The 25,829-nt window shown below is 59.5% G+C and carries 27 protein-coding genes; 16 read left to right on the top strand and 11 right to left on the bottom strand.

Features of this window, described 5'->3' with window-relative positions; genetic code table 11:
• Together RDL77_RS04745 and RDL77_RS04740 are read right to left on the bottom strand one after the other, a co-directional pair.
• Complete coding sequence (locus tag RDL77_RS04745; RefSeq protein ID WP_288191985.1) at nt 1–681, bottom strand: glutathione S-transferase family protein; 681 nt, start codon at nt 679–681, stop codon at nt 1–3.
• 71 nt (nt 682–752) lie between these two features.
• Nucleotides 753–1,313 carry an NADPH-dependent FMN reductase gene (locus RDL77_RS04740; protein ID WP_288191984.1) on the bottom strand — a complete coding sequence of 187 codons (561 nt, stop codon included), beginning with the start codon at nt 1,311–1,313 and terminating at the stop codon, nt 753–755.
• 92 nt (nt 1,314–1,405) lie between these two features.
• Between RDL77_RS04740 and RDL77_RS04735 the strand changes: the two genes are divergently transcribed.
• From RDL77_RS04735 to RDL77_RS04725, 3 genes are all read left to right on the top strand, one after another.
• Nucleotides 1,406–1,813 carry a helix-turn-helix domain-containing protein gene (locus RDL77_RS04735; protein ID WP_223611684.1) on the top strand — a complete coding sequence of 136 codons (408 nt, stop codon included), beginning with the start codon at nt 1,406–1,408 and terminating at the stop codon, nt 1,811–1,813.
• A 73-nt stretch (nt 1,814–1,886) separates the two neighbouring features.
• Nucleotides 1,887–2,141, top strand: coding sequence for an AbrB/MazE/SpoVT family DNA-binding domain-containing protein (locus RDL77_RS04730; RefSeq protein WP_288191983.1), 255 nt, complete (start codon nt 1,887–1,889; stop codon nt 2,139–2,141).
• Nucleotides 2,138–2,539 (top strand): type II toxin-antitoxin system VapC family toxin, encoded by a 402-nt coding sequence (locus RDL77_RS04725; RefSeq protein ID WP_288191982.1) that lies wholly within the window; start codon nt 2,138–2,140, stop codon nt 2,537–2,539. Before RDL77_RS04730 ends, RDL77_RS04725 begins: the two co-directional genes overlap by 4 nt.
• Nucleotides 2,540–2,649: 110 nt before the next feature.
• Here RDL77_RS04725 and groL read toward each other — a convergent pair whose 3' ends face one another.
• The 3 genes from groL to RDL77_RS04710 form a co-directional block, all read right to left on the bottom strand.
• Entirely contained in the window at nt 2,650–4,296 is a 1,647-nt protein-coding gene (gene groL / locus RDL77_RS04720; protein ID WP_223611680.1) for a chaperonin GroEL, read from the bottom strand.
• 65 nt (nt 4,297–4,361) lie between these two features.
• The gene (gene groES, locus RDL77_RS04715) at nt 4,362–4,658 is read right to left on the bottom strand and encodes a co-chaperone GroES (RefSeq protein ID WP_105736255.1); all 297 of its coding nucleotides are present in this window, start codon (nt 4,656–4,658) and stop codon (nt 4,362–4,364) included.
• A gap of 239 nt (nt 4,659–4,897) precedes the next feature.
• Nucleotides 4,898–5,272: a helix-turn-helix domain-containing protein gene (locus tag RDL77_RS04710; RefSeq protein ID WP_288191981.1), complete on the bottom strand. Its 375-nt coding sequence runs from the start codon at nt 5,270–5,272 to the stop codon at nt 4,898–4,900.
• 100 nt (nt 5,273–5,372) lie between these two features.
• Between RDL77_RS04710 and RDL77_RS04705 the strand changes: the two genes are divergently transcribed.
• A complete protein-coding gene (locus RDL77_RS04705) occupies nt 5,373–6,386 on the top strand; it encodes a zinc-binding alcohol dehydrogenase family protein (protein ID WP_288191980.1) in 1,014 nt (337 codons plus the stop codon).
• Nucleotides 6,387–6,430: 44 nt separating this feature from the next.
• On the opposite strand, the gene RDL77_RS04700 is transcribed toward RDL77_RS04705, so the two are convergent.
• From RDL77_RS04700 to RDL77_RS04685, 4 genes are all read right to left on the bottom strand, one after another.
• Nucleotides 6,431–7,675, bottom strand: coding sequence for an MFS transporter (locus RDL77_RS04700; protein ID WP_288191979.1), 1,245 nt, complete (start codon nt 7,673–7,675; stop codon nt 6,431–6,433).
• A 96-nt stretch (nt 7,676–7,771) separates the two neighbouring features.
• Nucleotides 7,772–8,068 carry a helix-turn-helix transcriptional regulator gene (locus RDL77_RS04695; RefSeq protein WP_288191978.1) on the bottom strand — a complete coding sequence of 99 codons (297 nt, stop codon included), beginning with the start codon at nt 8,066–8,068 and terminating at the stop codon, nt 7,772–7,774.
• A gap of 5 nt (nt 8,069–8,073) precedes the next feature.
• Nucleotides 8,074–9,069, bottom strand: a complete 996-nt coding sequence (locus RDL77_RS04690) for a cation diffusion facilitator family transporter (protein WP_288191977.1) — start codon at nt 9,067–9,069, stop codon at nt 8,074–8,076.
• 134 nt (nt 9,070–9,203) lie between these two features.
• Entirely contained in the window at nt 9,204–9,908 is a 705-nt protein-coding gene (locus RDL77_RS04685; RefSeq protein WP_288191976.1) for a glutathione S-transferase family protein, read from the bottom strand.
• A gap of 134 nt (nt 9,909–10,042) precedes the next feature.
• Here RDL77_RS04685 and RDL77_RS04680 point away from each other — a divergent pair, with 134 nt between their 5' ends.
• The 7 genes from RDL77_RS04680 to RDL77_RS04650 all read left to right on the top strand — a co-directional run bounded on the left by RDL77_RS04680 (nt 10,043) and on the right by RDL77_RS04650 (nt 18,598).
• Nucleotides 10,043–10,378: a helix-turn-helix domain-containing protein gene (locus RDL77_RS04680; RefSeq protein WP_288192067.1), complete on the top strand. Its 336-nt coding sequence runs from the start codon at nt 10,043–10,045 to the stop codon at nt 10,376–10,378.
• Between the two features lie 227 nt (nt 10,379–10,605).
• Nucleotides 10,606–11,454 carry a TIGR01459 family HAD-type hydrolase gene (locus RDL77_RS04675; protein WP_288192066.1) on the top strand — a complete coding sequence of 283 codons (849 nt, stop codon included), beginning with the start codon at nt 10,606–10,608 and terminating at the stop codon, nt 11,452–11,454.
• A gap of 12 nt (nt 11,455–11,466) precedes the next feature.
• On the top strand, nt 11,467–12,447 hold the full coding sequence (locus tag RDL77_RS04670; protein ID WP_223611670.1) for a bifunctional riboflavin kinase/FAD synthetase: 981 nt from the start codon (nt 11,467–11,469) through the stop codon (nt 12,445–12,447).
• A 104-nt stretch (nt 12,448–12,551) separates the two neighbouring features.
• Nucleotides 12,552–13,400, top strand: a complete 849-nt coding sequence (locus tag RDL77_RS04665) for a MipA/OmpV family protein (RefSeq protein ID WP_288191975.1) — start codon at nt 12,552–12,554, stop codon at nt 13,398–13,400.
• Nucleotides 13,401–13,682: 282 nt separating this feature from the next.
• Nucleotides 13,683–16,601, top strand: coding sequence for an isoleucine--tRNA ligase (gene ileS, locus RDL77_RS04660; protein ID WP_288191974.1), 2,919 nt, complete (start codon nt 13,683–13,685; stop codon nt 16,599–16,601).
• A gap of 191 nt (nt 16,602–16,792) precedes the next feature.
• Entirely contained in the window at nt 16,793–17,467 is a 675-nt protein-coding gene (locus RDL77_RS04655; RefSeq protein ID WP_223611666.1) for a hypothetical protein, read from the top strand.
• A 144-nt stretch (nt 17,468–17,611) separates the two neighbouring features.
• On the top strand, nt 17,612–18,598 hold the full coding sequence (locus RDL77_RS04650; protein WP_223611665.1) for a DUF4105 domain-containing protein: 987 nt from the start codon (nt 17,612–17,614) through the stop codon (nt 18,596–18,598).
• A 268-nt stretch (nt 18,599–18,866) separates the two neighbouring features.
• On the opposite strand, the gene RDL77_RS04645 is transcribed toward RDL77_RS04650, so the two are convergent.
• On the bottom strand, nt 18,867–19,298 hold the full coding sequence (locus tag RDL77_RS04645; protein ID WP_288192065.1) for a nucleoside deaminase: 432 nt from the start codon (nt 19,296–19,298) through the stop codon (nt 18,867–18,869).
• Nucleotides 19,299–19,406: 108 nt separating this feature from the next.
• On the opposite strand from RDL77_RS04645, the gene RDL77_RS04640 reads away from it, so the two are divergent.
• From RDL77_RS04640 to RDL77_RS04620, 5 genes are read left to right on the top strand one after another with little or no spacing between them, the layout of a single operon-like run.
• On the top strand, nt 19,407–21,269 hold the full coding sequence (locus RDL77_RS04640) for a pseudouridine synthase (RefSeq protein WP_288191973.1): 1,863 nt from the start codon (nt 19,407–19,409) through the stop codon (nt 21,267–21,269).
• A gap of 11 nt (nt 21,270–21,280) precedes the next feature.
• Complete coding sequence (rsmD, locus tag RDL77_RS04635) at nt 21,281–21,838, top strand: 16S rRNA (guanine(966)-N(2))-methyltransferase RsmD (protein ID WP_223611663.1); 558 nt, start codon at nt 21,281–21,283, stop codon at nt 21,836–21,838.
• A 56-nt stretch (nt 21,839–21,894) separates the two neighbouring features.
• Nucleotides 21,895–23,361: a M16 family metallopeptidase gene (locus RDL77_RS04630; protein ID WP_374042662.1), complete on the top strand. Its 1,467-nt coding sequence runs from the start codon at nt 21,895–21,897 to the stop codon at nt 23,359–23,361.
• Nucleotides 23,358–24,677 carry a pitrilysin family protein gene (locus RDL77_RS04625; RefSeq protein ID WP_288191972.1) on the top strand — a complete coding sequence of 440 codons (1,320 nt, stop codon included), beginning with the start codon at nt 23,358–23,360 and terminating at the stop codon, nt 24,675–24,677. The genes RDL77_RS04630 and RDL77_RS04625 overlap by 4 nt, the downstream gene beginning before the upstream one ends.
• Before the next feature lie 17 nt (nt 24,678–24,694).
• The gene (locus RDL77_RS04620) at nt 24,695–25,597 is read left to right on the top strand and encodes a patatin-like phospholipase family protein (RefSeq protein WP_223611661.1); all 903 of its coding nucleotides are present in this window, start codon (nt 24,695–24,697) and stop codon (nt 25,595–25,597) included.
• Nucleotides 25,598–25,641: 44 nt separating this feature from the next.
• Here RDL77_RS04620 and RDL77_RS04615 read toward each other — a convergent pair whose 3' ends face one another.
• A complete protein-coding gene (locus RDL77_RS04615; RefSeq protein WP_288191971.1) occupies nt 25,642–25,812 on the bottom strand; it encodes a hypothetical protein in 171 nt (56 codons plus the stop codon).
• Between the last annotated feature and the right edge of the window lie 17 nt (nt 25,813–25,829).

The raw sequence follows: 25,829 nt of genomic DNA, 5'->3' as shown, positions 1-25,829 counted from the left end.
TCAGGCGGCCAGCTTCAGCATGTGCGCGTCGTAGCGCTCCATGAACTGGCGCAGCAGCTGCGGATATTCCGGCGTGACCGCCGCCTTGACGCTGGGACGCTCCGACAGGGCCTGGCGCCACGCCCGGACCTTCGGGCAAGCGGCAAACACGCCATGTTCTGTGAGTGTGTCGAAGGTGTCGAAATAGCGGAAAACGGGGGCGAACACCGCATCGACAAGGCTGAATGTCTTACCGGCAAAGAAGGGGCCGTCGCCGAGAACCTCTTCGAGGCGGGCAAACTTGGCTTTCAGTGTCGCAAGCTTGTCGTTGAACAGCGCCGCATCCCCTGTGGTTTCCAGTGACCAGATATCCGAAAGGATGGTCGAGCCGAATTCCATCCAGCCACGATGGCGGGCACGCTCGAGGGCATTGTCCGGATGCAGGCGCGGTTCACCTTCGGTCTCTTCGATATATTCGGCAATGACCGTGCTTTCGAACAGGACAGCCTCGGAGCCATCGTCCTGTTCCACCTTCAGCAGCGGGACCTTGCCCAGCGGCGATATCTTGAGGAACCAGTCCGGCTTGGCATTGAGATCAATGTAAATCTTCTCGAAGGGCACGCCTTTTTCCGCCAGTGCAATCGCCGCGCGCTGCACGTAGGGGCAAAGGAGATGGCTGATCAGGGTAAGTTTCTTGGTCATGGCGGGTCTCCCTATTCGTGATGGCTGAACAAGCAAAAAGGGCGGCCGTCGAAACGGCCGCCCTTTGGAATTTATGCGGAGCGCGCTGCCTTCAGGGCCTTGCCCCACCAGACGAGCTGATCGAGCTGGTTGGTGGCTGCCTCATTCAGATGGGCATAATCGCCAAGCGTCTTTTCGCCCTTGACCACGCTCAGATATTCCGGGAACGAGATGTGGATACCTGTCTTGACCGAGGCTGCACTCATCTCGACGAAAATCCCGCGCAGGTGCTCGATGGCCCGTGCGCCGCCGACACCGCCATAACCGACGAAACCGACCGGCTTGTGGATGAAGTCGCCAAGATCGATCGCGTTCTTCAGAACTCCCGTTGGTGCGTGGTTGTATTCGGCGACCGTAATGACATAGGCATCGAATTCACGCAGCTTCTTCTTCCAGCGTTCCGCCGTCTCGCTCTGTTCCGTGGTTGCGCGCTCTTCACCGAAAAACGCCATCGGATAGTCGATGAGATCAAGGATTTCGACCTCGACATCGTCGCGTTTGCCCGCGACGTCGGCGATCCATTTCGCCGGGAACTCGGCAAAGCGGCCAATGCGCGTGCTGCCAACGATGATGCCGATCTTCAGTTTCGTCATATTCAGAATTCCTCAGGTTTTTTGCTGTGGTAACTATTGGTTACTGGCGCTATATAAGTGACTGTTGAAAATACCCGCAAGGAGGCACTTTTTTGAAACCGAAGCACTTCCAAGTAACCTCTGCCTGTACGGCGGTGAATCACATTCTGGCCCGTGTCGGTGACAAATGGACCGTGCTGGTTATCAACTATCTGGGCAATGGTTCAATGCGCTTTAACGAGCTGAAACGAACCATCAACGGAATTTCACAGAAGATGCTGACCAGCACGTTGCGCGGGCTTGAGCGTGACGGCTTTGTCACCCGGACCGTCTATCCGACCATTCCGCCGCGCGTGGATTACGAGTTGACTGATCTTGGCCGTGAACTGCTGGTGCCGGTGCGCGGGCTGGCAGATTTTGCCATTCAAAACGAGCAACGTATCGCCAATGCGCGGGCACGGTTCGACAACGCCACCGGCGTGGCTGACATTGCCGCATCATTCGCCCACGCAGCTGAGTAACGCGTTCACCATCACCCTTGAAGGTAAGGTAAAAATGCCTTACTTTGTTGTGGGTTAAACAGGTGGCGATGTGATGAGCGTACTGACAGTGACGGCAAAGGGCCAGGTTACTCTTCGAAAAGATGTACTTCAGCATCTGGGTGTGCAGCCCGGCGACAAAATCGTGGCGGAGCTTCTGCCTAATGGAAAAGTTGAGGTTCATGCCGCCAAGCGGTCTGGTTCTATCGAGAATTTTATCGGACTTCTAAGCCGCCCGGATCAAAAACCGCTCAACGTCGAAGAGATCAATGAGATCATTGCTGACGGATGGGCTGGTCTCAAAAAATGAAGGCCACGCTTGATACCAACGTTCTCCTCAGGGCCGTTGTTCAAGACGATCCGGTCCAGTCCGCCACCGCAGCCAACCTCCTCAGAGATGTTGAATTGGTGGCTGTCAGCACGACATCCCTGTGTGAATTCTGCTGGGTGCTCGCCAGAGGCTATAAGTTTGATCGAAGCGATATTGCGCGAGCCGTGCGTGCATTGACCGAAAGCGAAAATGTGGCCTCCGCCAAAGCTGCCGTCGAGGCCGGTCTTGCGGTGCTCGATGCGGGTGGTGACTTTGCCGATGGCGTGATCGCCTTCGAAGGGCAACGATTGGGCGGTGAAGTATTCGTCACTTTCGATAAAACTGCTGCCAATACAATTGAAGCAAGTGGTGTGTCGGTGAAGCTCCTATCCGCTTAACAGGCTGTAGCCGAGCGATAATCCCCTTCGATAGAACCCTGCTTAAAATACAGACAACAAAAAAGGCGGGCCAAGGCCCGCCTTTTCCGTATGCGATTGGCGTGGACTGATTAGAAGTCCATACCGCCCATACCGCCCATTCCGCCGCCTGGCATCTGGGGAGCGCCGCCATTGTCCTTCTTCGGAGCTTCGGCGATCATGGCTTCTGTCGTAACAAGAAGACCGGCAACCGATGCTGCGTCCTGCAGAGCCGTACGAACAACCTTGACCGGGTCGACGATGCCCATGACGATCAGATCGCCATACTCACCATTGGCCGCATTGTAGCCGTAGGTTTCCTTCTTGCTCTCAAGGATCTTGCCGATCACGATGGAAGCTTCGTCACCTGCGTTCGTTGCGATCTGGCGAGCCGGAGCCTGCAGCGCACGACGAACGATGTTGATGCCAGCGTCCTGATCGGAGTTTGCACCCTTGAGTGTCAGGTTTGCCGAAGCGCGGAGCAGGGCAACGCCACCGCCGGGAACGATACCTTCTTCAACAGCAGCACGTGTTGCGTTGAGAGCGTCGTCGACGCGGTCCTTCTTTTCCTTCACTTCAACTTCCGTTGCGCCGCCAACGCGGATAACGGCAACACCGCCAGCGAGCTTGGCAAGACGTTCCTGCAGCTTCTCACGGTCGTAGTCGGACGTGGTTTCGTCGATCTGCTGCTTGATCTGGCCGACGCGGGCGTTGATTTCGCCCTTCTTGCCATGACCGTCAACGATCGTGGTGTTTTCCTTGGTGATCGACACCTTCTTGGCGCGGCCGAGCATGTCGAGCGTAACGCTTTCGAGCTTGATGCCGAGATCTTCGGAAATAACCTGACCACCGGTGAGGATCGCGATGTCTTCCAGCATGGCCTTGCGGCGATCGCCGAAGCCAGGAGCCTTGACAGCAGCAATCTTCAGGCCGCCGCGCAGCTTGTTGACAACGAGCGTTGCAAGAGCTTCGCCTTCGACATCTTCAGAGATGATGACGAGTGGCTTGGAAGTCTGGACGACAGCTTCGAGAACCGGCAGGAGAGCCTGGAGGTTCGAGAGCTTCTTCTCGTGCAGAAGGATGTAGGCGTCTTCGAGGTCAGCAACCATCTTTTCAGGGTTAGTGACGAAGTATGGGCTGAGGTAGCCGCGGTCGAACTGCATGCCTTCGACGACTTCGAGTTCGGTGTCAGCGGTCTTGGCTTCTTCGACGGTGATAACACCCTCGTTGCCGACCTTCTGCATTGCCTTGGCAATCATTTCACCGATTTCGGTCTCGCCATTGGCAGAGATCGTGCCAACCTGCGCAACTTCTTCGGAAGTCTTGATCTTCTTGGCGCTCTTGCCGAGCTGCTTGACGACTTCTGCAACAGCAAGATCGATGCCGCGCTTCAGGTCCATCGGGTTCATGCCGGCAGCAACAGCCTTGCCGCCTTCCTGAACGATAGCCTGGGCCAGAACAGTCGCAGTCGTGGTGCCGTCACCGGCAATGTCGTTCGTCTTCGAAGCGACTTCACGGACCATCTGTGCGCCCATGTTTTCGAACTTGTCTTCAAGTTCGATTTCCTTGGCAACGGTTACGCCGTCCTTGGTGATGCGCGGAGCGCCGAAGGACTTGTCGATAACGACGTTGCGGCCTTTCGGGCCGAGCGTTACCTTGACAGCGTCCGCAAGGATATTGACACCGCGCAGCATGCGCTCACGCGCGTCGCGGCCGAATTTTACTTCTTTGGCAGCCATTTTATCTCTCCTGGGATTGAACCCGGTTTGATCGAAATTCGTTGATTAAAGGGAAAACCGGCTGATTAGCCGAGGATGCCCAGAATGTCGGATTCTTTCATGATCAGCAGATCTTCGCCGCCGATCTTGACTTCCGTGCCCGACCACTTGCCGAACAGGACATGATCGCCTGCCTTGACATCGAGCGGGATGAGCTTGCCGGCTTCGTCACGAGCGCCGGTACCGACGGAGACGATTTCGCCTTCCTGTGGCTTTTCCTTGGCAGTATCCGGAATGATGATGCCGCCTGCAGTCTTTGCTTCGGATTCGATACGGCGTACGACGACGCGATCGTGAAGCGGGCGGAACTTGGTCTTGGCCATGGTTAGAACCCTTGATGTTGGTGTCAAAACGGTGAAGCGAACGAGTGATCGTCCGCGTTATTAGCACTCACAAGTGACGAGTGCTAACTGGGCTCGGAAATAGTGGGCAGCCATGGAAGAGTCAAGGGAGAGGTTTGCCGAATTTTCGGCGAATGACTGAAAAGCAATGCACGCCGGCGCGTCTTCAGCCACGCAAAATCATCCCATGCAATTGTGAACCAATGATGACGCGTCTGCGGCTATGCGGCCCGCGACCGCACCGTTGCAGCCTTTGCCGCTTCGGAACGCAGATGGGTATCTCCCCAGACCTTGAGGGCCGATATGATCGGCTCCAGGCTGCGGCCATGTTCCGTCAGGGAGTATTCCACCTTGGGTGGTACCTGTGCATAGACCTTGCGTGTGATGAAGCCGTCGGCCTCCAGCTCGCGCAGCTGGTTGGTCAGCATGCGCTGGGTAACGCTGTTCAGGTGACGGCGGATTTCGTTGAAGCGCAGCGTACCGGACATCAGGTGAAAAAGGATCATACCCTTCCATTTGCCGCCGATGAGATTGAGCGTTCCTTCCACCGGACAACCCGGTGCGCAATCAAAATTCGTATGGCGGATGCGCGGCATCACGGTATCCTTTATGACACTATATGCAATTTATGTGCATTCTTGCACTGTTCGAACATAGCGCGCATTTGAACAGCGTCAACTTATCTGGAGAATGCCTATGCGCGCCGTCGCCTATTATGAACCGCAGCCAATCACTGGGGAAACCTCACTCGTCGATATCGATCTGCCCAAGCCCGAAGCGCAGGGGCGCGACCTTCTGGTCGAAGTGAAAGCCATATCGGTCAATCCCGTCGATACGAAAATCCGCGCAGGTGCAAAGCCGGAAGCGGGCCAGCCGAGAGTTCTCGGCTGGGATGCGGCCGGTATCGTTACAGCGGTGGGGCCGGATGTCCGGCACTTCAAGGTTGGGGACGAGGTGTTCTATGCGGGAGCGGTGGATCGCCCGGGAACCAATGCCGAGTATCATCTTGTCGATGAGCGCATCGTTGGCACGAAGCCGAAGTCCCTCGATTTCAGCGCCGCGGCTGCCCTGCCGCTGACGTCGATTACCGCATGGGAAATGCTGTTTCACCGGCTCCACATCGACATTCCGGTGGTTGGCGCAGCCAACGCCATTCTGATTGTCGGCGGTGCCGGTGGGGTCGGTTCGATTGCCGTGCAGCTTGCGCGCAAACTGACCAACCTGACGGTGATCGCCACGGCCTCGCGCCCGGAAACCCGCCAATGGGTGGAGGAACTGGGCGCACACCATGTCATCGATCATTCAAAGCCGCTCGCCGCGCAGGTGGAAGCGCTCGGTCTCGGCGCACCCGCCTTTGTCTTTGCGACGACAAACTCCGATACGCATCGCACGGAGATTGCGGCACTGATTGCGCCGCAGGGCCGGTTCGGCCTGATCGATGATCCGAAAAGCTACGATATCATGCCGTTCAAATGGAAAAGCGTTTCCATCCATTGGGAGGTGATGTTCACCCGCTCGCGTTACGATACCGCCGATATCGAGGAGCAGCGCAAGCTGCTCAACAGGGTGGCGGAACTCGTGGATGCCGGCACGCTGCGCACCACCCTTGCCGACGATCTCGGCCCGATTTCCGCGGCCAATCTGAAGAAGGCCCATGCGCTTATTGAAAGCGGGCGAGCCCGCGGCAAGATTGTCCTGACCGGCTTTTAAACAACCGCGGCGGGCAGGGCGTCCATGCTCTGCCCGCTATCGCGTTATCGCGCAAACCGCAGCCAGCCAATGATGGCCACCGCGAGATAGGTGCCGCCGCAGATGAGGAGGAGATCGCCGGCGCTGACGCGGCTGCTCATCATCGGGGCAACGAGCATGCCAAAGAGCATGCCGGCATGGGAGGTCACGATATAGATGCGTGTGGCCGGTGCGATATCGGCTGACGGCAGCAGGGTCTGGCGCAGGGTTGCAAAGGCGACGTCCTTGAAGGGGCCGCCGAAACCCGACACTCCCGAAGCGATGACAAAGCCGATGAGACGCCAGTGCACAGGCATGGGTGCAAGGGCGGCCAGCGCCATCAGCAGGATACCTGTGCCGGTTGTACACACGCCGAGATGGATCATCCGCGCCGGATGTTCCGGCATGGGACGGTTGCCGACAATGAGATTGGCGATGAGATTGCTCACCCCGAATGCCGCGATCACCAGACCGTAGAGCCCGAAACCGGTTGTCAGCGACGCATCGAACTGGCTGGAAATGATGAGGGGAACAGCGAGGAAGAAGGCCACATACCATGCACCGCCGATGAAAGCATTGCTGTCGAGCAGGAAGCCGAGCAGCGGTTGCCTGTGCATGGCGCGATAACCATAGGACAGGCTGGCGAGCGGGTGTTTTTTCTGCTGGTTCACGGGCGGCGCGACCGGTGTCGAAGACAAAGGCAATGCCATGATCGCTGCCGCTGAAAGCAGGAAGCTCAGGGCATTGGCGGTGAAGAAATGAATGGGGGAAATGATCGCGCCAGCCAATGCAATCAGTCCGGGACCAAGCAATCGCGCCAGCCGGTTCGTCGCATCGAGCAACGCATTGGTGCCGGCCAGCAGGCCCGGTTCATTGGCGATCAGCTGCGGCAGAATGGTCTGCAGCGCTGGCAGGAACAGGGCTTCACCGGCGGCAAGAACCGCGACGGCCAAGGCAAGCACCCAGGCGTCCGGTTGTCCTTCGATCATCCAGACGAGAACCACGAGCACCAGGACCGCGCAGCGGCAAAGGTCGGCGCCGATCATCGTGCGGCGGCGGTCCCAGCGATCCGACATGGCGCCGCCCAGGAACAGGACGGCAAGGATGATCGCCGATTTGACCGCGGCGATGTAACCGGCGGCCGGGCCGAATATATCAACGGCAATCCAGCTCAGCGCGACCGTGTAGAGCTGGTCGCCGATGGCGGATAAAGCAAGGCCGGACCAGAGCAAACCGATGGAGCGTCGGCGAAGCAGTGTGATGAATTGCATGGGGCGAAAACAGGCTTGCGGAGGAACAATCCGGTCAGACTAGTGCAAAATCTTTGCAGTGAATACGACAACCCTGACGGTTTATGTCAGGAACCTTCAACCGTCCTCGCGCACGTGGTGGGCCATATCCATCAGCATGCCGCTGACATGCGCATCGGAAAGCGCATAGAAGATTTGCCTGGCACGCCGGTCGCCGCGCACGAGGCGGGCGCTGCGCAACAGGCGCAAGTGATGGCTGACCAGCGATTGCGACAGGTGAAGGCTTTCCGCGATATCGCCGACGGATCGCGGCGCATCGAGGCAATAGAACAGAATGCGCAGGCGGGTCGGATCGCCGAGGAGTTTGAAGGTTTCAGCCAGGCTTGCGGTGTCAGATTCCGTTGGCATTGTCATGGCTGTCAATGCTTGTGTCCCGCGTGGCTGTGATCGTGGCTTGTGTGCTTGCCGTCCGTCTCGTGATCTCCCGAGGCGGATGCCGGCTGTAGCCCGATTTCGCCTTCGTCATGCGGCATATCCGGCCAATCGATGGCGATGGTGGCATGCTGGATGTCGAAGCGTTTGGCGAGCTCCGCCTCGACAGTCTTCACAAGATGGCGCGGGTCGGTGCCGTCCTTCGGCTGGACATGCAGCGTGGCAAGCGCCTTGCCTGACGTGATCAGCCAGACATGCACGTGCCTGACGGCGGCAAGCCCTGCAACCGCTCCCATGAGATATGTCTGGATTTCTTGCGGTTTGGCATTTTCAGGCGCGCCTTCCAGCAGGATGTGCAGCGCGTTGCGCAGCAGGGCCCAGGCGCTGCGCAGGATCAGCACGGAAACCAGGATGGAGAGAATCGGGTCGATGGGCGTCCAGCCGGTAAAATAGATAACGATGGCTGCGCTGATGGCGCCGACGGAGCCGAGAAGGTCGCCCATGACGTGCAGGACGGCGCCCTTGATGTTCACATGTTCCTTGTCGCCGCGGGTCAGGATCCAGAACACCAGCATGTTGATGAGCAACCCGACGACGGCCACGAGGAACATGGGGCCCGCCAGAATTTCACCGGGTGAGCGGAAGCGGTTGATCGCTTCGATGGCGATCCAGACGACAATGGCAAAGAGCGCGATGGCATTGATGAGGCCGGCAATAACCTCGAAGCGCAGATAGCCATAGGTGCGGCTTTGGTCTGCCGCGCGCTGGCCAAAGCGGAACGCGGCATAGGACAGGGCGAGTGCGCCTGCATCCGTCAGCATGTGTCCCGCATCGGCAATCAGCGCCAGCGAACCGGACATTACGCCGCCGATCACCTCGATGATCATATAGGAGAACGTGATGACGAAGGCGATCAGCACCTTGCGCTGATTGTCGTTGGTTATTTTGGGGCCATGGTCGTGCCCTGCGTGCGACTGCGACATTGTTCCGGCTCGTCCCGTTGATGACATACAACATATGAATACATGTTCATATATTGTATGTCAATCGCAGCGGGTCCGAACGGCAGTGTGTTCGATCCGCCGGAAGGGCTCCCGGCGGATCGTCATTGGCGCGATCAGGCGGCCAGCCGCGTTCCAGCCTCATCCAATGTGATATGGCCGAGAAACTGGCCGCTGGTGACAGCCGGGGTTTCATCCTCGATGGCATGGGCAAAAATCACGGCCTTGTCGGCTTCCAGCTTCTGCAGATAGGCATGAAGGCTGGGATACTCCATTTTGAGGTCGAAGAGACCGAGATCCTCGCCCCAGCGGGCGATGCCGATCATGTAGGCGTCGGCAATCGTCCTGTTGGCGCCGACAAGCCAATCCCGCCCCAGCAGATGGGATTGCAGATAGGCATAGCCGGAGGCGGCCTTCTCCCGCGCCAGGTCGCGCAGTATTTTGATCGCCGGATCGCCCTCTTTCAGCTTGTAGGCGGTCCAGGCCGACGAAAAGGCCGAGTGAAAGCTGGTGTGCAGATAGGCCAGCATCTGGTTGAGCCTGTCATGCGCCTCGGTGCCCTGGGCAAACCCCAGCTGCTTCCCGAGATCGCGTGCGGCGATGTTGTGGAGAATGGCAAAGCTTTCGCGCAGGCTCCTGCCGTTTTCCAGAAGCAGCGTCGGTGTCTGGTGCATGCTGTTGACGCGGCCATAGATTGCGCTCTTCGACTTGGCCAGCATGTCGATACGGGCAAGACGATAGGGTTGGCCGAGCCATTCCAGCGCGACGATTGAACCGAACGAGCAGCCATGCGGCACGCCATAAAACAATACGGGTTCCATTTTCATTTCCTCATTTTTTGAATGTCATACCGCGGTGAAATCCAAGATGGCGATATCGGTAACTATTGTAAAGAAGGCACAAAAATGTCATGTTGGTACAAATTTTATACCAACAGTCAGATGGAATGGGCGTCATCAAAGACCTGGTTTCCAAATGCCCCGTCGAAAATGCCATGCTGGTGCTGGGCGGGCGCTGGCGCATCCTGCTTATCTACTATCTGCTGGAGGGAACGAAGCGTTTCAGCGAGCTGCGCCGTGACATGCCGAAGATTTCGCAGCGCATGCTCACCCTCGACCTGCGCGCCCTCGAAGAGGCCGGCTACGTGACCCGCACGATCATTCCGCAGGTTCCGGTGCGTGTCGAATACAGCCTGACGGAGGAGGGGTGGCGCCTCAAGACGCTGGTCGATGTGCTCGGTGAATGCGGTGACCGGCTGGCCAGCCGCGGCTACGTCAAGGCTGCAGCGTGATTACCAGGGGTTCGTGGTTCGACAAGCTCACCATGAGGGAAGTTTGTGGGCTGCAATCAAATCACCTCCCTCATGGTGAGCTTGTCGAACCACGCACGATTGTTCTGCCACATTCCAGATGAACTGAAGAGCCAGAAGCGACAATCACAGGTGACACGATTGCCGCTATCGGCTAAGCGATGCCATCTTATTCGCTCCGGCAATCTGAAAGGATCGGCATGACCGACATGGTACATTTGCAGCGTCTCGATGCGCTCAGAGACCGATATGATGTTCTCCTGTGTGATGTCTGGGGTGTTCTGCACAATGGTGTTGATTCCTTCGCCGCCGCATCAAGCGCCTTGCAGCGGGCGCGGGAAGCCGGGCAGACGGTGATCCTGATCACCAATGCGCCGCGGCCCTTCGCAGGTGTGGCCCAGCAGATCAAGATGCTCGGTGTACCCGACGCCGCCTATGACCGCATCGTCACATCGGGCGATGTCACGCGCGACCTGATCCGCAACGCGCCGCGCCGCGTGTTCCATCTGGGGCCGGAACGCGATGAAACGTTGTATGAAGGGCTTGATGTCGAGCTGACCGAAGAGCGGGAAGCGGATGTCGTGGTCTGCACCGGCTTTTTCGATGATGATGCCGAAGGTCCGGACGACTATGCCGACATGCTCACGCGCTTTCGCTCGCGCAACCTGCCGTTCATCTGCGCCAATCCCGACATCGTCGTCGAGCGTGGCGACCGGCTGATCTGGTGTGCAGGTGCCCTCGCGCGCGATTATGGCCAGTTGGGCGGGCGCACGCTCATTGCCGGAAAGCCGCATCGCCCCATTTACGAAGCGGCCATTGCCGCGGCGGAGGCCGTGCGCGGCGGGCCTGTCGACCTTGCGCGCGTGCTCGCCATTGGTGACGGCATGCTGACGGATGTGAAGGGCGCCGATCTCTTCGGAATCGATGTGCTCTATATTTCCGGCGGCATTCACGCCGGCGATTATGTGAGAGGCGGCATATTTGATCTGGAAAAGCTGCTCGCCTTTCTCAAGAAGCACGGCAGCAACCCCGTTGCCACCATGCCGGCTCTCGCCTGAGGTACACGCACCATGCCGATTCTACGCCTGACCGACCCTTCGCATCTGCCGCAGCATCTGAAGGGCGCCGTGGTGGCGATCGGTAATTTTGACGGTGTGCATCGCGGCCATCAGGCTGTTCTGGGGCGGGCGCTTGATGCCGCTAACACCGCCGGAAAGCCTTCGCTGGTTCTGACCTTCGAGCCGCATCCGCGCAGCGTCTTCGTGCCCGATCAGCCGGTCGACCGGCTGACACCCGCGGCGGAAAAAGCTTCCATCCTGGAAGCCCTCGGTTTCGATGCGGTGGTGGAATGCCATTTCACCCGGGATTTCTCACAGCTTACGGCCGATGTGTTCGTGGACGAGATTCTTGTTGCCGGTCTTGGAGCGAGCCGCATCGTGGCGGGGTTTGACTTCCACTTCGGCAAGGGCCGCCAGGGCGGTCCGGCCTTTCTCATGGATGCCGGGGAAAAGCGCGGCTTTCAGGTCACGCTCGTCGATGCGTTCCGCGACGAGGGCGGGCAGGCCATTTCATCCAGCCGCATTCGCGAACTTCTGGGTGCGGGCGACATTGTCGAAGCCTCGGGGCTTTTGGGGTACCGCCACCGGATTCGCGCGGAAGTGGTACATGGCAAGCAGCTTGGCCGCACGATTGGCTTCCCCACGGCCAATATGGTGCTGCCACCCGAGACGCATCTGCAGGAAGGCATTTATGCCGTGCGTTTTCGCCGTGCGGACGGCACGCTCCATGACGGTGTGGCCAGCTTTGGCCGCAGGCCGACCGTGGATACCGACGGCGCGCCGCTGCTCGAAACCTATGTCTTCGATTTCACCGGCAATCTCTACGACGAAATCTGCGCGGTTTCGTTCTTCGGCTATTTGCGCGGCGAGGAAAAGTTCGACGGGCTTGAGCCGATGATGCAGCAGATCAGGCGCGACGAGGAAGAAGCGCGTGCTCTGTTGCAGGGAGTGAAACCGTTATCCGCTCTGGACGACACGATTAATTTTCGATGAAACGGTAAATTGTTTACCATAAGAATAAATCCAATTTTATCTATCCTTCGCTAGCGTCATTCTCAAATCTGCCGCCCTCCCAGGCGAAATTTTGGAGTGATTTCATGCATGTTCGTCTCGTCGCCGCTCTTTCGGGCGCCCTTATACTTGCCGGTGCCGTCCCGGGCTCTGCCGATGATTATTATTACGAAGGCCAGCAGAACCAGACGGTGGCTGCGCCCCGCCAGCATTGGTGGTCGGGCGACTGGTACCTGACCCTCGGCGCCAAGGGCTTCATCGCTCCGCGCTATGAAGGCGCCAAAGACTATCTTCTGCGGGCCGCGCCGGTTATCTCGCTGGGCCGTGCCGGAGCCGCCGCCCGTTTCAGCTCCCTCAATGACAATGCGTCGATCGGCCTGATCGATACGGGCGTGTTCCGCACCGGTATCACCGGCAAGCTGATCACCGGCCGCGACAGCGGCGACGCGAATCTCAAGGGCGTGCATGATGTCGATTGGGGTGTCGAAGTGGGCGGCTTCGCCGAATTCTATCCAACGGACAATGTTCGCGGCCGTGTCGAGGTGCGTCGCGGTATCGGTTCGCATGACGGCGTCGTTGCCGACTTTGCCGTCGATGCCTTCAAGGACCTGACGCCGACCGTGCGCGTTTCGGCCGGGCCGCGCGCCACCGTGGCGTCGCGGGATTATTTCAAGCAGTATTACGGGGTGAACCCGACGGAAGCGGCTGCATCCGGCCTGTCGACCTACCGTCCCGATGGCGGCGGTCTCAAATCGCTTGGTCTCGGCGGCCAGATCACCTGGAAGGCGACGGACAAGATCGAAACCAGTGCCTATGCGGAGTATAGCCGCCTGATGGGACCGGCGGCCGATTCCAGCATCGTCAAGGAGCGCGGGTCGGCCAATCAGGCGACCTTCGGCCTGCAGGCAACCTACCGCTTCGACTTCGCGCTTTGACCGATATATCGGGCTGACGCGAAGTTTATTGCGTCAGCCCCTTTATTCTGGAAGCAGTGATTGCTAAAAGCGCGCTCATGAAAACTGTTTCCTGGACCCTTGCACAGTCCATACCGCTTCAGACACCACGAATTACTGGCCCGGCCTTCCGGTTTGCCTGAAGCCTAGGCTTGCGGGTGCGGAAGGTCCGGGTTTTCCGGATGCGCCATTGCGCTCTTTTTTGATTTTCGTCACATCTTTGCCTGCTGCGATCACGCGCGGGCCTGTTCACAAGCTGGAAAAATGACCGACACCGCCAACCCACTCGACTATTCGAAAACACTTTATCTGCCGCAGACAGATTTTCCGATGCGCGCCGGCCTGCCCGCCAAGGAGCCGGAATTCGTCAAGCGCTGGGGCGAGATGAATCTCTACAGGAAATTGCGCGAAGACGGGAAGGGGCGCCCGCTCTATGTGCTGCATGACGGTCCTCCCTATGCCAATGGCAATATCCATATCGGCCATGCGCTGAACAAGATCCTCAAGGACGTCATCACCCGCTCGTTCCAGATGCGCGGTTTCGATTCCAATTATGTTCCCGGCTGGGATTGCCACGGTCTGCCGATCGAATGGAAGATCGAGGAACAGTACCGCGCCAAGGGCAAGGACAAGGACGACGTGCCGATCAACGAATTCCGCAAGGAGTGCCGTGAGTTCGCCGCCAATTGGATCAAGATCCAGTCCGCCGAATTCAAGCGCCTCGGCATCGAGGGTGATTTCGACAATCCCTATACGACGATGGCTTTCCATGCGGAACGCCGCATCGCCGGGGAATTGCTCAAGTTCGCCATGTCAGGCCAGCTCTATCGCGGTTCGAAGCCGGTGATGTGGTCGGTGGTCGAGCGCACGGCGCTGGCGGAAGCCGAGGTCGAGTATCAGGACTATGAAAGCGACACCATCTGGGTGAAATTCCCGGTCGCAAGTGGCGCGGGCGATCTTGCCGCGGCGCATGTGGTGATCTGGACCACGACACCATGGACCATCCCGGGAAACCGTGCGGTCAGCTATTCCCCGCGCATTGCCTATGGGCTTTACGAGGTCGAAACCGCTGAAAATGATTTTGGACCCCGGCCGGGCGAAAGGCTGATCTTCGCCGACGCGCTTGCGGAGGAATCCGCGGCCAAGGCCAAGCTGACCTTCAAGCGGATCAAGACCGTTGCGGCCGACGAGTTTGCAACCATGACCTTAGCGCATCCTTTCAAGGGGCTGGGCGGCGGCTATGAATTTGTGGTTCCGCTGGTTGCCGGTGATCACGTCACCGACGATGCCGGTACGGGTTTCGTGCATACCGCCCCAAGCCACGGCCGCGAGGACTTTGACGCCTGGACCGCTGCTGCGCGTGAACTCGAGGCGAAGGGTATTTCTCCGGCTATCCCGTTCACCGTTGATGATGCCGGTTTCTATACCAAGGACGCTCCGGGTTTTGGGCCGGACCGCGAAGGCGGCGCCGCGCGTGTCATCGACGACAACGGCAAGAAGGGCGATGCCAACAAGGCCGTCATCGAGGAGCTTATCGCGCGCAGTGCGCTGTTTGCCCGCGGCCGGCTGAAGCACTCGTATCCGCATTCGTGGCGTTCGAAGAAGCCGGTCATCTTCCGCAACACGCCGCAATGGTTCGTCTATATGGACAAGGATCTGGGCGATCTGACCACATTGCGTTCGCGCGCCCTGGCGGCGATCGACGAGACCCGTTTCGTACCCGCCGGCGGCCAGAACCGGCTGCGTGCCATGATCGAAGACCGTCCGGATTGGGTCCTGTCGCGCCAGCGCGCCTGGGGTGTGCCGATCTGCGTGTTTGCCGATGAGAATGGCAACGTGCTCAAGGACGATGCGGTCAATGCCCGTATTCTCGAAGCATTCGAGCAGGAAGGCGCCGATGCCTGGTTTGCCGAAGGCGCGCGCGCGCGTTTCCTTGGCGAAAAGGCAAACGAGCCGTGGGTGCAGGTGCGCGACATTCTCGATGTCTGGTTTGATTCCGGCTCGACTCATGTCTTCACGCTGGAAGACCGCCCTGACCTGAAATGGCCTGCCGATGTCTATCTGGAAGGCTCCGACCAGCATCGCGGCTGGTTCCATTCGTCGCTGCTGGAAAGCTGCGGTACCCGTGGCCGTGCGCCCTACAACACTCTCGTCACCCATGGTTTCACCATGGACGAGGAGGGGCGCAAAATGTCGAAGTCGCTCGGCAATACGGTCACGCCGCAGGATGTGATCAAGGATTCCGGCGCCGATATCCTGCGCCTGTGGGTCATGACCACGGATTATTGGGAAGACCAGCGTCTGGGCAAGAACATCATCCAGACGAACATCGATTCCTATCGCAAGCTGCGCAACACCATCCGCTGGATGCTTGGCACCCTGGCCCACGATGCCGGGGATGAAATCGCCTATGCTGATATGCCGGAACTGGAAAAGCTGATGCTGCACCGTCTCACCGAGCTCGATGAGGTGGTCCGCTCGAGCTATGATGCCTTCGAATTCAAGCGCATCACGCGTTCCCTCATCGATTTCATGAACGTTGAATTGTCAGCGTTCTACTTCGATATCCGCAAGGATGCGCTGTATTGCGATGCGCCGTCCAGCATCAAGCGCCGTGCGTCCCTGCAGGTTGTGCGTCACCTGTTCGACCGTCTGGTGACCTGGCTTGCGCCCATGCTGCCGTTCACCACGGAGGAAGCCTGGCTCGACCAGTATCCCGCCGCCGTCTCGGTTCATCTCGAGCAGTTCCGCGCGACGCCGGCCGAATGGAAGAACGAAGCCCTGGCCGAGAAGTGGCGCAAGGTGCGCGATGTCCGGCGTGCCGTCACCGGCGCGCTGGAGCTGGAGCGGGCCGACAAGCGCATCGGTTCGTCGCTTGAGGCTGCGCCGGTGGTCTTTGTCGCCGATCCGGAATTGTTCGCTGCCGTTTCCGATCTCGATATGGCTGAAATCTGCATCACCAGCGCCATCACGATCAGGAACGAAGCCGCTCCGGCCGGGGCGTTCATTGCCGAGGACGTGAAGGGCGTGGCGGTTGTTCCCGAGCGCGCATCGGGTACAAAATGTGCCCGTTCATGGCGTTATACCCATGATGTCGGCTCCGATCCGGCCTACCCGGATGTCTCGGCCCGCGATGCGGCGGCACTGCATGAACTGGCAAAACTCGGCAAACTCGCCATTTAAGTGTATAAATGCGGATCATTCTCTGGATGATCCGCATTTTGCTTAACAATAGGTTGCTTCGGCTTGCTTATTGGGACGGGCCTCATGTAAAAGGCTTGCCATTGAGTTGCCTGATTTAACAGGCAGGGCATTGATCAAGCATATTGACTCGGCGGAGTCGGCAATATGAGCTTGAGGCGAAAGTGGCGAGTATGGATTTGAACGGACGTATTACGGTTCTTGGTGCAATGCTGGCGTCCTTGACGCTGGCCGGGTGCATGTCGTCACCAACCTATGGCACCAACAAGACATCTGGCAGCCAGTTGCTGGACGATGTTTCCAATATCGCTTCGTTCGGACCCAAGAAAAAAGACCCGATAACCTATAATCCGCGTCCGGATCTCGTTCGCCCTGTCGCTGGCAAGCCAGGCCAGTTGCCGGCGCCGCAGGAAAATGCCGTCGCCGCGAACGGTGCGAAGTGGCCGGAATCACCGGAACAGCGGCGCAAGCGTTTGCGTGACGACGCTACGGCCAATCAGAACAATCCCAACTATGTGCCGCAAATTGAAAATGACACGCCGCCCGCAACAAGGGCTGTCGATAATGGCGAGCACGGCGTCTACAACGACAGAAACCCGCCGCCCTCGGGCGTGAGCACGGCAAGCAAGCAGTCTGCGGAATTCCGCGCCCGCCGCCTTGCTTCGACCGCCGGCTCGGCGACCACGCGGCGTTATCTGAGCGAACCGCCGCTGGCCTATCGTGCCCCGGCGCCGACAGCCGCTGCCGATGAGCTTGGCGAAGACGAAGCCAAGAAGGAACGCGACCGCAAGGCCGCTGCCCGCAAGGACAAGGGTTTCAGCTTCAAGAACCTCATTCCCTGGAATTGATGCCACCGGAATTTGAACCGCTGCATGACACGTGAAAGGCTCCCTCAGGGAGCCTTTCTTTTTTGGACGTCAGAAAGCGTCTTGCCTTTGCCTTGATGTACCGAGACTATTGCGTCACAGCTTGTCAGTTGAGGGCCACCGATCTTGCGTCTTTTGCGTCTTCCCGGATTGATTATTCTCATTCTCCTGACAGCCTTCGGTTTTTTCTGGGGCGGATTTGCGCTCTGGTATCAACTTCCTCTGGACCTGCCCGGTGTGACCGGCGGTGTAATTGTCTGGGGCCTGATCGGGCTTGTGGTTCTTTGGCTCGAGGTAACGGGGCGGGTGCGGCGCGCCCTGATTGTGCTCATTCCGGTCATGGCGGCCCTCCTGTTCTGGTGGAGCACCATAACTCCGTCGCTCAATCGCATCTGGGCGGATGATGTGGCGCAGACCGTTACGGGAACACTGGTCGGCAATCATGTGACGCTGGCCAATGTCCGCAATTTCGAATGGCGCAGCCAGACGGATTACACGCCGCGCTGGGAAGTCCGATCCTATGATCTGGAAAATCTGGCTTCGGTGGATGTGTTTCTGTCGTACTGGTCGAGCCCGGCCATTGCGCATACGCTGGTGAGTTTCGGTTTCAACAATGGTGATCAGGTGGTTTTCTCGGCCGAGATCCGCAAGAAGCGGCACGAGCAGTTCTCGGAAATCGGCGGCTTTTTCAAACAGTTCGAACTGGCGATGATCGCCGCCGACGAGCGCGACATCATCCGGTTGCGCAGCAATATCCGCAAGGAGGATGTGTATCGGTATCGGGTCAACCTGACGCCGGAAATGCGGCAGGCGCTGTTTCTGTCCTACCTCGACACCGGCAACCGGCTGTCCAAGCAGGCGCAATTCTACAATACGGTGACGGCCAATTGCACGACGGTGATCTTTGACATGATCCGTGCAATCACCCCCGGAGTGCCGCTGGACTACCGCGTCGTCCTTTCCGGTTACCTGCCCGGTTATCTCTATGATCTGGGCGCCATTGACCGGAGCAGGCCGCTCGAAGCGGAGATCGAGGCGGCTTCGATCAACCAGCGCGCCATGGATGCCGACAAGGCGGAAGACTTTACCGCCCGGATACGCGCCGATAATTAGAGCCTTTCCTGCTTAAATAGAATCGTTCTGCCGGAGGGAATTTGGTTCAAGGTCGAGGGGTTAGGCGAGACCGATGTCTTTCCATCGGGCGAAGCCGAAGCCCGATGGGATTGGGCCAAATTCACCCGGCCCTTCGGGTTTCCGGCTGGCGGACACCCACTTTGTCAGGCAGCTTCGTCCGATGGGTAAACATCGGTCTTGCTACCTTCCTAGTGGATTGTCTCGCCATCCGGGAAACAGAACGGGTTCTATTTAAGCAGAAAAGGCTCTAAAGCCGTTTTGCGCGGAAGAATTCCTTGAGGATGGTTTCGGCTTCCTGCTCGCGGAAGCCGGAATAGACCTCCGGCGCGTGGTGGCAGGTGGGCTGGGCAAAAAATCGCGCGCCGTTTTCCACGCCGCCGCCCTTGATGTCCTGCGCCCCGTAGTACAATCGCCGGATACGGGCGAAGGAAATGGCGGCAGCGCACATCGTGCACGGCTCGAGCGTGACATAGAGATCGCAACCCGTCAGACGCTCATCGTTCAGCGCTTCGCAGCCCTGCCGGATGACCAGAATCTCCGCATGGGCGGTGGGATCATTGCGTTCCCGGGTACGGTTTCCGGCCTGGGCCACAACCACGCCGTCCTTCACCAGAACAGCACCGACGGGCACTTCGCCGCGTTTTGCCGCTGCCTTCGCCTCGGTCAAGGCAAGGTCCATGGGTCCCATAGGATCAGTTTTTTGGTTCACGCTGCACTCATGGTCCAGAATTTACTCGCAAGCTGCCGTCATAGCTGGTAGTTAGCCCCGCTGAAAGGCAAACATTCCATGACCAGTTCAAATGATGACGGAAAGGGCGGTAAACGTCCCTTTGAAAAGCGCAGCTTCGACAAGAAGGGCGCCGATGGCGGCCGCGGTGGCCGTCCGGCTCCGCGCAAGTTCGATGACGGAGCGCGGGATCCCGCGACGCGCGGTCCGCGCAGATCATCGCATGAGGAAGCGCCGGTCGACGACAGCGAGCGCATCGCCAAGCGCCTTGCCCGCGCAGGGATAGCCTCGCGCCGCGAAGCCGAGACAATGATTGCTGCAGGCCGTATCTCGGTCAATGGCAAGGTGCTTGCCAGCCCCGCGATCAATGTCAAGCGTGAAGACCGCATCGAAGTCGACGGCAAGCCGTTGCCGCAGAAAGAACGCACGCGCCTGTGGCTCTACCACAAGCCGGCCGGTCTGGTGACAACCAACCGCGATCCGGAAGGACGCCAGACGGTTTTCGAATCCCTGCCGAAGGATATGCCGCGTGTCCTTTCCGTCGGACGCCTGGATATCAATACCGAAGGTCTTCTGCTGCTGACCAATGATGGCGGCCTGTCGCGTGCGCTTGAACTGCCGTCCACCGGCTGGCTGCGCCGCTACCGCGTGCGTGCCCATGGCAGCGTGACCCAGGAAAAGCTCGATACGCTGAAGGACGGCATTGCCGTCGAAGGCGTGTTCTACGGCGCGATCGAAGCCACGCTCGAACGCGAGCAGGGCTCCAATGTCTGGATCATGATGGGCTTGCGCGAGGGCAAGAACCGCGAAGTCAAGAATGTGCTCGGTGCGCTTGGCCTGTCCGTCAATCGCCTGATCCGCATTTCCTATGGCCCGTTCCAGCTTGGCGATCTGCCGGAGGGTTCGGTGCGGGAAATGAACGGCCGCACCCTGCGTGACCAGCTTGGCGAGCGCCTGATCGAAGAATCCGGTGCCGATTTCGATGCGCCGATCATCAATGTCTTTTCCAACGATGCGGTGAAGGGCGAGGCGGTACAGCAGCCAGCTGCCGCCGATCGTCCGGCGCGCCGTTCCTCCGAATGGATATCGAGTGCACCGGTGGCGAAAAGCCGTGGCCCGCGCAAGTCCAAGGACGAAAGGCGCGAAGAAGGCCTGTCGCGCCTGACGACCGATCGCAGCGAACGGCCTGGAGCCTCGCGCGACGCACGCGGCGGCCGCGACGAACGTCCGGCCCGTGCACCGCGTGCGGACGACCGCAAGCCGCGCGATGCCGCAGGCCCCAAGGGTGCGCGCGGCGCAAAGGCTGAAGAGGCCGCGCCTCCACGTGCCCGTTCGGCCAATGTCTGGATGGCGCCGGGTGCACGCCCGGTTGGCAAACCCAAGGCAAAGACCGGAGAACCGCGCGGCGAGCGCCGCCATTCCGATGCACCGCGCACGGACCGGCCGCGCCGTTTCGAGGAAGGTTCCGCGCGCCCTGCGGGGGACCGGCCGCAGCGTGAGCGTCCTGCCGGTGCCTATGCGGGCGGCGACAAGCCGCGCAGCTATTCCCCGCGCCCGCCCCGCGGCGACGATGACAGAGCCGAGCGCCCGAAGCGTTCCTTCGGATCGGATCGGCCGGAAGGTTCACGCGATGGCCCGCGTCCACCGCGCCCGCCACGGGTGGGCAAGCGCGAACGCGCCGAACTGAAGGAGCGGGAAGCAGCTGGCGACAAGCCGTCCTTCCAGTCCGAGCGCCCCAATCGCGCCGAACGTCCATACGGCACCAGCGGCCGCCCAACCCGGCAGGATGGCCGCTCCGGTGACCGGCCCTATGGCGGGCCGAAAGGCGCGGCACCGCGTGGTGCGCCATCAGGTGCTCCCAAAGGTCCGCGCGGCGGTTCCGGCGGCGGCGCAGGCCGTCCGCCACGCAAGCCCAAGCCATAGGCGTGGACTTCATGCGGATTGTCGGCGGCAAATTTCGCGGGCGGGCATTGGCGACGCCGAATACCAATGCCATCCGGCCGACCACGGACCGGACGCGGGAAAGCCTGTTCAACATTCTGGTGCACAATTATCCGGAAAAGTTTGAAGCGACCCGCGTGCTGGATCTTTTCGCCGGAACAGGCGCCCTGGGGCTTGAAGCCATATCGCGGGGCGCGCGCTATGGCGTTTTCATCGAGGAGTCGACGGAAGGGCGCGGCCTGATCCGCACCAATGTCGAAGCTTTCGGTTTGCTGGGAAACACCAAGATTTTCCGCCGCGATGCCGCCAAACTCGGCGATGCCGGCACGATCGAGCCGTTCGATCTCGTTTTTGCCGACCCGCCCTATGGCAAGGGCCTGGGCGAACTCGCCTTCAAATCCGCTCTTGAAGGCGGCTGGCTCAATCCCGACACACTTCTCGTGCTTGAAGAAGAAGCCGAGGCCGTGATCAACCTGGATTCGCGATTCTCGGTGGCCGAAGAACGCCACTACGGCGGAACAATCATACGATTTGTCACGTTGAACGGCTAAGCAAACGACCGGACCGGAAAACTTCCGGCTTTGAACAGAATTGCGAAGGAAGATTGATGTCGCAAATAGTGAGCCGTACCATTGCGGCATTGGTTTTGGCCGGAACAGTATCCACCGCCGGTTTCATTCTTCCCGCACATGCCCAGACGATGGCACAGCTCACCGCGGAGGTCCAAAAGGCCGATAGTGCCGGTGTCTCGTCCTTCCGTTTGGACAATGGTCTGGAAGTGGTGGTGATACCCGACCATCGCGCGCCCGTCGTCACCCATATGCTCTGGTATCATGTCGGATCAGCCGACGAAGATCCGGGCAAGTCGGGCATTGCGCATTTCTTCGAACATCTGATGTTCAAGGCCACCAAGACCTATCCGGCCGGTGAATTCTCCCGCAAGGTGGCTGAAATCGGCGGCCGCGAGAATGCGTTCACCTCCTATGATTACACCGCCTTCTTCCAGCAGGTGTCGCCGCAGGCGCTTGAAATGGTCATGACCTATGAGGCGGACCGCATGGAAAACCTCATCCTGAACGAGGATGTGGTGAAGACCGAGCGCGACGTGGTGCTCGAAGAGCGCCGGTCGCGCACCGATACCAATCCCGCCGCCCTGCTGTCGGAAGAGGTCAACGCGACGCTCTATCAGAACCATCCCTACCGCTTCCCGGTGATCGGCTGGTTGCACGAGATGCAGCAGCTCAACCTCAAGGATGCGCTCGCCTTCTACGAAAAATTCTACACGCCAAACAATGCGACGCTGGTTGTCTCGGGCGATGTCGATGCAGCGGCGGTAAAGGCGCTGGCGGAAAAGACTTATGGCAAGGTGCCGCGCCGTTCGGAACCCGGCAAACGCATGCGGCCACAGGAACCGGAACAGAACACCAAGCGCACCGTATCCCTTGCCGACCCGCGCGTGTCGCAGCCAAGCTTCCAGAAAATATGGCTGGTGCCATCCTATAACAATGCCAAGCCCGGTGAAGCCGAGGCGCTTGATCTCCTGAGCGAAATCCTCGGCGGGTCCACGCGCAGCCGCGTCTATCAGGCACTGGTCGTGCAGGATGGATTGGCCGCCAGCGCCGGCGTCTATTACCAGGGCGGCGCGCTTGATGACGGCACGTTTGCCGTCTATGGCGCACCGCGCGGTTCGGCCTCCCTGCAGCAGGTGGAAGCCGGCGTGGATGCGCAGATTGCCCGCATCATCAAGGACGGCATTACATCAGATGAACTGGAGAAAGCCCGCAACCGCTTTCTGAAGAGCGTTATCTTTGCCCGTGACAGCCAGGCGGGCATGGCCCGCATCTATGGCTCGACGCTGTCGACCGGTCAGACGATCAAGGATATTCAGGAATGGCCGGATCGCATCCAGGCGGTGAAGGTTCAGGATATTCAGGACGTGGCCAAGCGCTATCTCGTCGATTCGCGCTCGGTGACCAGTTACCTGATGCCGGAGAACGGCAAGCCTGACGAGAAGATACCGTCGACGGGTGAGACCGCGCCGATGCAACCACAGACCGAGGGAGTCATCCAATGATCCGCATGTTGACACCCGCTTTCAAGCGGATGGCCGCCGCCTTGCTGCTGGTCATCCTCGCCGTGGCACCGGTCTATGCGGTGGAAATCAAGGAAGTCGTTTCTCCCAAGGGGATTCGCGCCTGGCTGGTGCAGGATGATTTCGTTCCGCTGATTGCCCTGCGGTTTTCCTTTGAGGGCGGTTCGGCGCAGAACCCCAAGGGCAAGGAGGGCCTCGCCAATCTGATGACCGGGCTTTTCGATGAGGGTGCCGGCGATCTCGATTCCGATGCATTTCAGGAGAAGCTCGACGATGTCGGCGCTGAAATGGCTTTCAGTGCCGAGGATGACCGTATTTCCGGCGCCATGCGCATGCTTGCCGACAAGCGCGATGAAGCGGTCGATCTCTTGGCGCTCGCCGTCAATAAGCCGCGCTTCGATCAGGCGCCGATTGACCGGATCCGCCAGCAGGTGGTTGCCAACATCAAGGCCGCCGAGCGCGATCCTAACACCATCGCCGGCCGCAAGTTCGCCGAAGCGCTGTATGGCGATCATCCCTATGGCCGCCAGTCGCAGGGCACCGAAGCCAGCCTGGCATCGATCACCCGCGATGATCTCGCCGCTTATCACAAGCGGGTCTTTGCCCGTGACCATCTTATTGTCGGCGTTGTCGGTGCAATCAGTCCGGAACAGCTGGGACCGCTGCTCGACAAGGTGTTTGGCGATCTGCCGGACAAAGCCCTGCTTGATCCGATTGGCGATGCCAAGCTGGCCTTGGGCAAGACAACCCGCGTCGATTATCCCCTGCCGCAGACATCCATTTCCATGGTTTATCCGGGCGTGCGGCGCCAGGATGCGGATTTCTTCCCGGCCTACATCATGAATCACATTCTGGGCGGCGGTACCTTCTCCTCGAGAATTTACAGCGAAGTGCGCGAGAAGCGCGGTCTTGCCTATTCCGCCGGTTCCGCCCTCATCAGCAGGGATCACATGGCCGCCCTGACCATATCCACGGCAACCCGCTCCGACCGATCCGGGGAAACCCTGCAGATCCTCAAGGATGAGGTTGCCCGCATGGCCAAGGACGGTCCGACCGAGCAGGAACTGGTCGAGGCCAAGAAATATCTCGTCGGCTCCTATGCCATCAACAATCTGGATTCGTCATCGGCCGTCGCCAGCACGCTGATCGGCCTGCAGGATGAGCATCTGGGCCGCGATTATATCGACAAGCGCGCGGATCTGATCAATGCTGTGACATTGGATCAGGTGAAGGCAGCGGCGCGGAAACTGCTTGAAACCGATCCGGCCATTCTGATCGTCGGGCCGCCCCAATCCTGATCAGCCGGGGATATGTCATGAGCGCACGCGATCTCGAAAGTGTTTCCGGTTCTGCGGGAACCGGCGTCGTCAGCAGTTCGCCAAGCTTTGCGGTTGCTTTTGGCGGCGGCGGGGCGAGGGGACTGGCGCACATCAATGTCATCGAGGCGCTGGACGAACTCGGCATCAGGCCGGTCGCCATTTCCGGTTCTTCCATCGGCGCCATCATGGGTGCCGGCATGGCAGCGGGCATGTCCGGCCGGGACATACGCGACTATGCGGTGGCAACATTGTCGCGGCGCGCCGAAATCGCCGCGCGGCTCTGGCGCCTGCGCCCGGCGACCTTTGGCGAAATGTTCGGCGGCGGCATCCGCTTCAGCCAGTTCAATATTGAAAAGCTGCTCAAGACATTCCTGCCGGAACAGATACCCGATACGTTCGAGGAACTGCCCATTCCGCTCAGCGTCACCGCAACGGATTTTTACGGTCAACGGGAAATTCCCATCCATCAGGGCGATCTCTTCAACGCCATAGCCGCTTCCGCGGCCATCCCGGCGCTGTTCCGTCCGGTGCGCCGTGACGACCGTGTGCTGATCGATGGTGGCATCTACAATCCGGTGCCCTTCGATCATCTCAAGGACAAGGCCCAGTTCGTCATCGGTATCGATGTGGTCGGCGGCCCGGAAGGCGACGGCCGCAAGTTTCCGTCGTCGATTGACGCGATGTTCGGCGCAAGCCAGTTGATGATGCAGTCGATCATCGCCACGCGGTTGCGGACCGATCCGCCGGCAATTTTCCTGCGGCCCAGCGTTGCCCGGTTTGGCGTGCTGGATTTTCTACGGGTCGAACAGGTGCTGAACGAGTCGATCGGTATCAAAGATGAATTAAAGCGCGCTGTTGATGCCGCCATTGCCTATACGGAACATGCCGAACAGGAATAGCGGCTTATAATCAAGAGGTGGCCTGTTCCGTTGGCCGCGTCCATTCACAGGAACGACAGGACCTCGAGATAGACGGCCCACCAGAAACCTATTCCGAACGCCGCCATGCCATACCACAGGAGTGCCATGGCAAAACGGTTGCGCTTTCCTGTCCAAAACCCGCGATGCAGGGCGGGTTTTGGTTTGTCGGCGGCTGCAATTGCGAATGTCACCATGATAAATGAACCTGACT

This window comes from uncultured Phyllobacterium sp., from assembly GCF_902479695.1.
GTDB lineage: Bacteria > Pseudomonadota > Alphaproteobacteria > Rhizobiales > Rhizobiaceae > Phyllobacterium > Phyllobacterium calauticae.
The sequence above is the reverse complement of the archived record's forward strand: the minus strand, read 5'-3'. Positions and strand labels throughout refer to the sequence as shown.

What these genes read in the sequence shown, in the direction of transcription:
- RDL77_RS04745 (WP_288191985.1), bottom strand. Translation starts at nt 681, where the DNA reads ATGACCAAGAAACTTACCCTGATCAGCCATCTCCTTTGCCCCTACGTG.
- RDL77_RS04740 (WP_288191984.1), bottom strand. Translation starts at nt 1,313, where the DNA reads ATGACGAAACTGAAGATCGGCATCATCGTTGGCAGCACGCGCATTGGC.
- RDL77_RS04730 (WP_288191983.1), top strand. Translation starts at nt 1,887, where the DNA reads ATGAGCGTACTGACAGTGACGGCAAAGGGCCAGGTTACTCTTCGAAAA.
- RDL77_RS04725 (WP_288191982.1), top strand. Translation starts at nt 2,138, where the DNA reads ATGAAGGCCACGCTTGATACCAACGTTCTCCTCAGGGCCGTTGTTCAA.
- groL (WP_223611680.1), bottom strand. Translation starts at nt 4,296, where the DNA reads ATGGCTGCCAAAGAAGTAAAATTCGGCCGCGACGCGCGTGAGCGCATG.
- groES (WP_105736255.1), bottom strand. Translation starts at nt 4,658, where the DNA reads ATGGCCAAGACCAAGTTCCGCCCGCTTCACGATCGCGTCGTCGTACGC.
- RDL77_RS04710 (WP_288191981.1), bottom strand. Translation starts at nt 5,272, where the DNA reads ATGCCGCGCATCCGCCATACGAATTTTGATTGCGCACCGGGTTGTCCG.
- RDL77_RS04705 (WP_288191980.1), top strand. Translation starts at nt 5,373, where the DNA reads ATGCGCGCCGTCGCCTATTATGAACCGCAGCCAATCACTGGGGAAACC.
- RDL77_RS04700 (WP_288191979.1), bottom strand. Translation starts at nt 7,675, where the DNA reads ATGCAATTCATCACACTGCTTCGCCGACGCTCCATCGGTTTGCTCTGG.
- RDL77_RS04695 (WP_288191978.1), bottom strand. Translation starts at nt 8,068, where the DNA reads ATGACAATGCCAACGGAATCTGACACCGCAAGCCTGGCTGAAACCTTC.
- RDL77_RS04690 (WP_288191977.1), bottom strand. Translation starts at nt 9,069, where the DNA reads ATGTCGCAGTCGCACGCAGGGCACGACCATGGCCCCAAAATAACCAAC.
- RDL77_RS04685 (WP_288191976.1), bottom strand. Translation starts at nt 9,908, where the DNA reads ATGGAACCCGTATTGTTTTATGGCGTGCCGCATGGCTGCTCGTTCGGT.
- RDL77_RS04675 (WP_288192066.1), top strand. Translation starts at nt 10,606, where the DNA reads ATGGTACATTTGCAGCGTCTCGATGCGCTCAGAGACCGATATGATGTT.
- RDL77_RS04670 (WP_223611670.1), top strand. Translation starts at nt 11,467, where the DNA reads ATGCCGATTCTACGCCTGACCGACCCTTCGCATCTGCCGCAGCATCTG.
- RDL77_RS04665 (WP_288191975.1), top strand. Translation starts at nt 12,552, where the DNA reads ATGCATGTTCGTCTCGTCGCCGCTCTTTCGGGCGCCCTTATACTTGCC.
- ileS (WP_288191974.1), top strand. Translation starts at nt 13,683, where the DNA reads ATGACCGACACCGCCAACCCACTCGACTATTCGAAAACACTTTATCTG.
- RDL77_RS04655 (WP_223611666.1), top strand. Translation starts at nt 16,793, where the DNA reads ATGGATTTGAACGGACGTATTACGGTTCTTGGTGCAATGCTGGCGTCC.
- RDL77_RS04645 (WP_288192065.1), bottom strand. Translation starts at nt 19,298, where the DNA reads ATGGACCTTGCCTTGACCGAGGCGAAGGCAGCGGCAAAACGCGGCGAA.
- RDL77_RS04640 (WP_288191973.1), top strand. Translation starts at nt 19,407, where the DNA reads ATGACCAGTTCAAATGATGACGGAAAGGGCGGTAAACGTCCCTTTGAA.
- rsmD (WP_223611663.1), top strand. Translation starts at nt 21,281, where the DNA reads ATGCGGATTGTCGGCGGCAAATTTCGCGGGCGGGCATTGGCGACGCCG.
- RDL77_RS04630 (WP_374042662.1), top strand. Translation starts at nt 21,895, where the DNA reads ATGTCGCAAATAGTGAGCCGTACCATTGCGGCATTGGTTTTGGCCGGA.
- RDL77_RS04625 (WP_288191972.1), top strand. Translation starts at nt 23,358, where the DNA reads ATGATCCGCATGTTGACACCCGCTTTCAAGCGGATGGCCGCCGCCTTG.
- RDL77_RS04620 (WP_223611661.1), top strand. Translation starts at nt 24,695, where the DNA reads ATGAGCGCACGCGATCTCGAAAGTGTTTCCGGTTCTGCGGGAACCGGC.
- RDL77_RS04615 (WP_288191971.1), bottom strand. Translation starts at nt 25,812, where the DNA reads ATGGTGACATTCGCAATTGCAGCCGCCGACAAACCAAAACCCGCCCTG.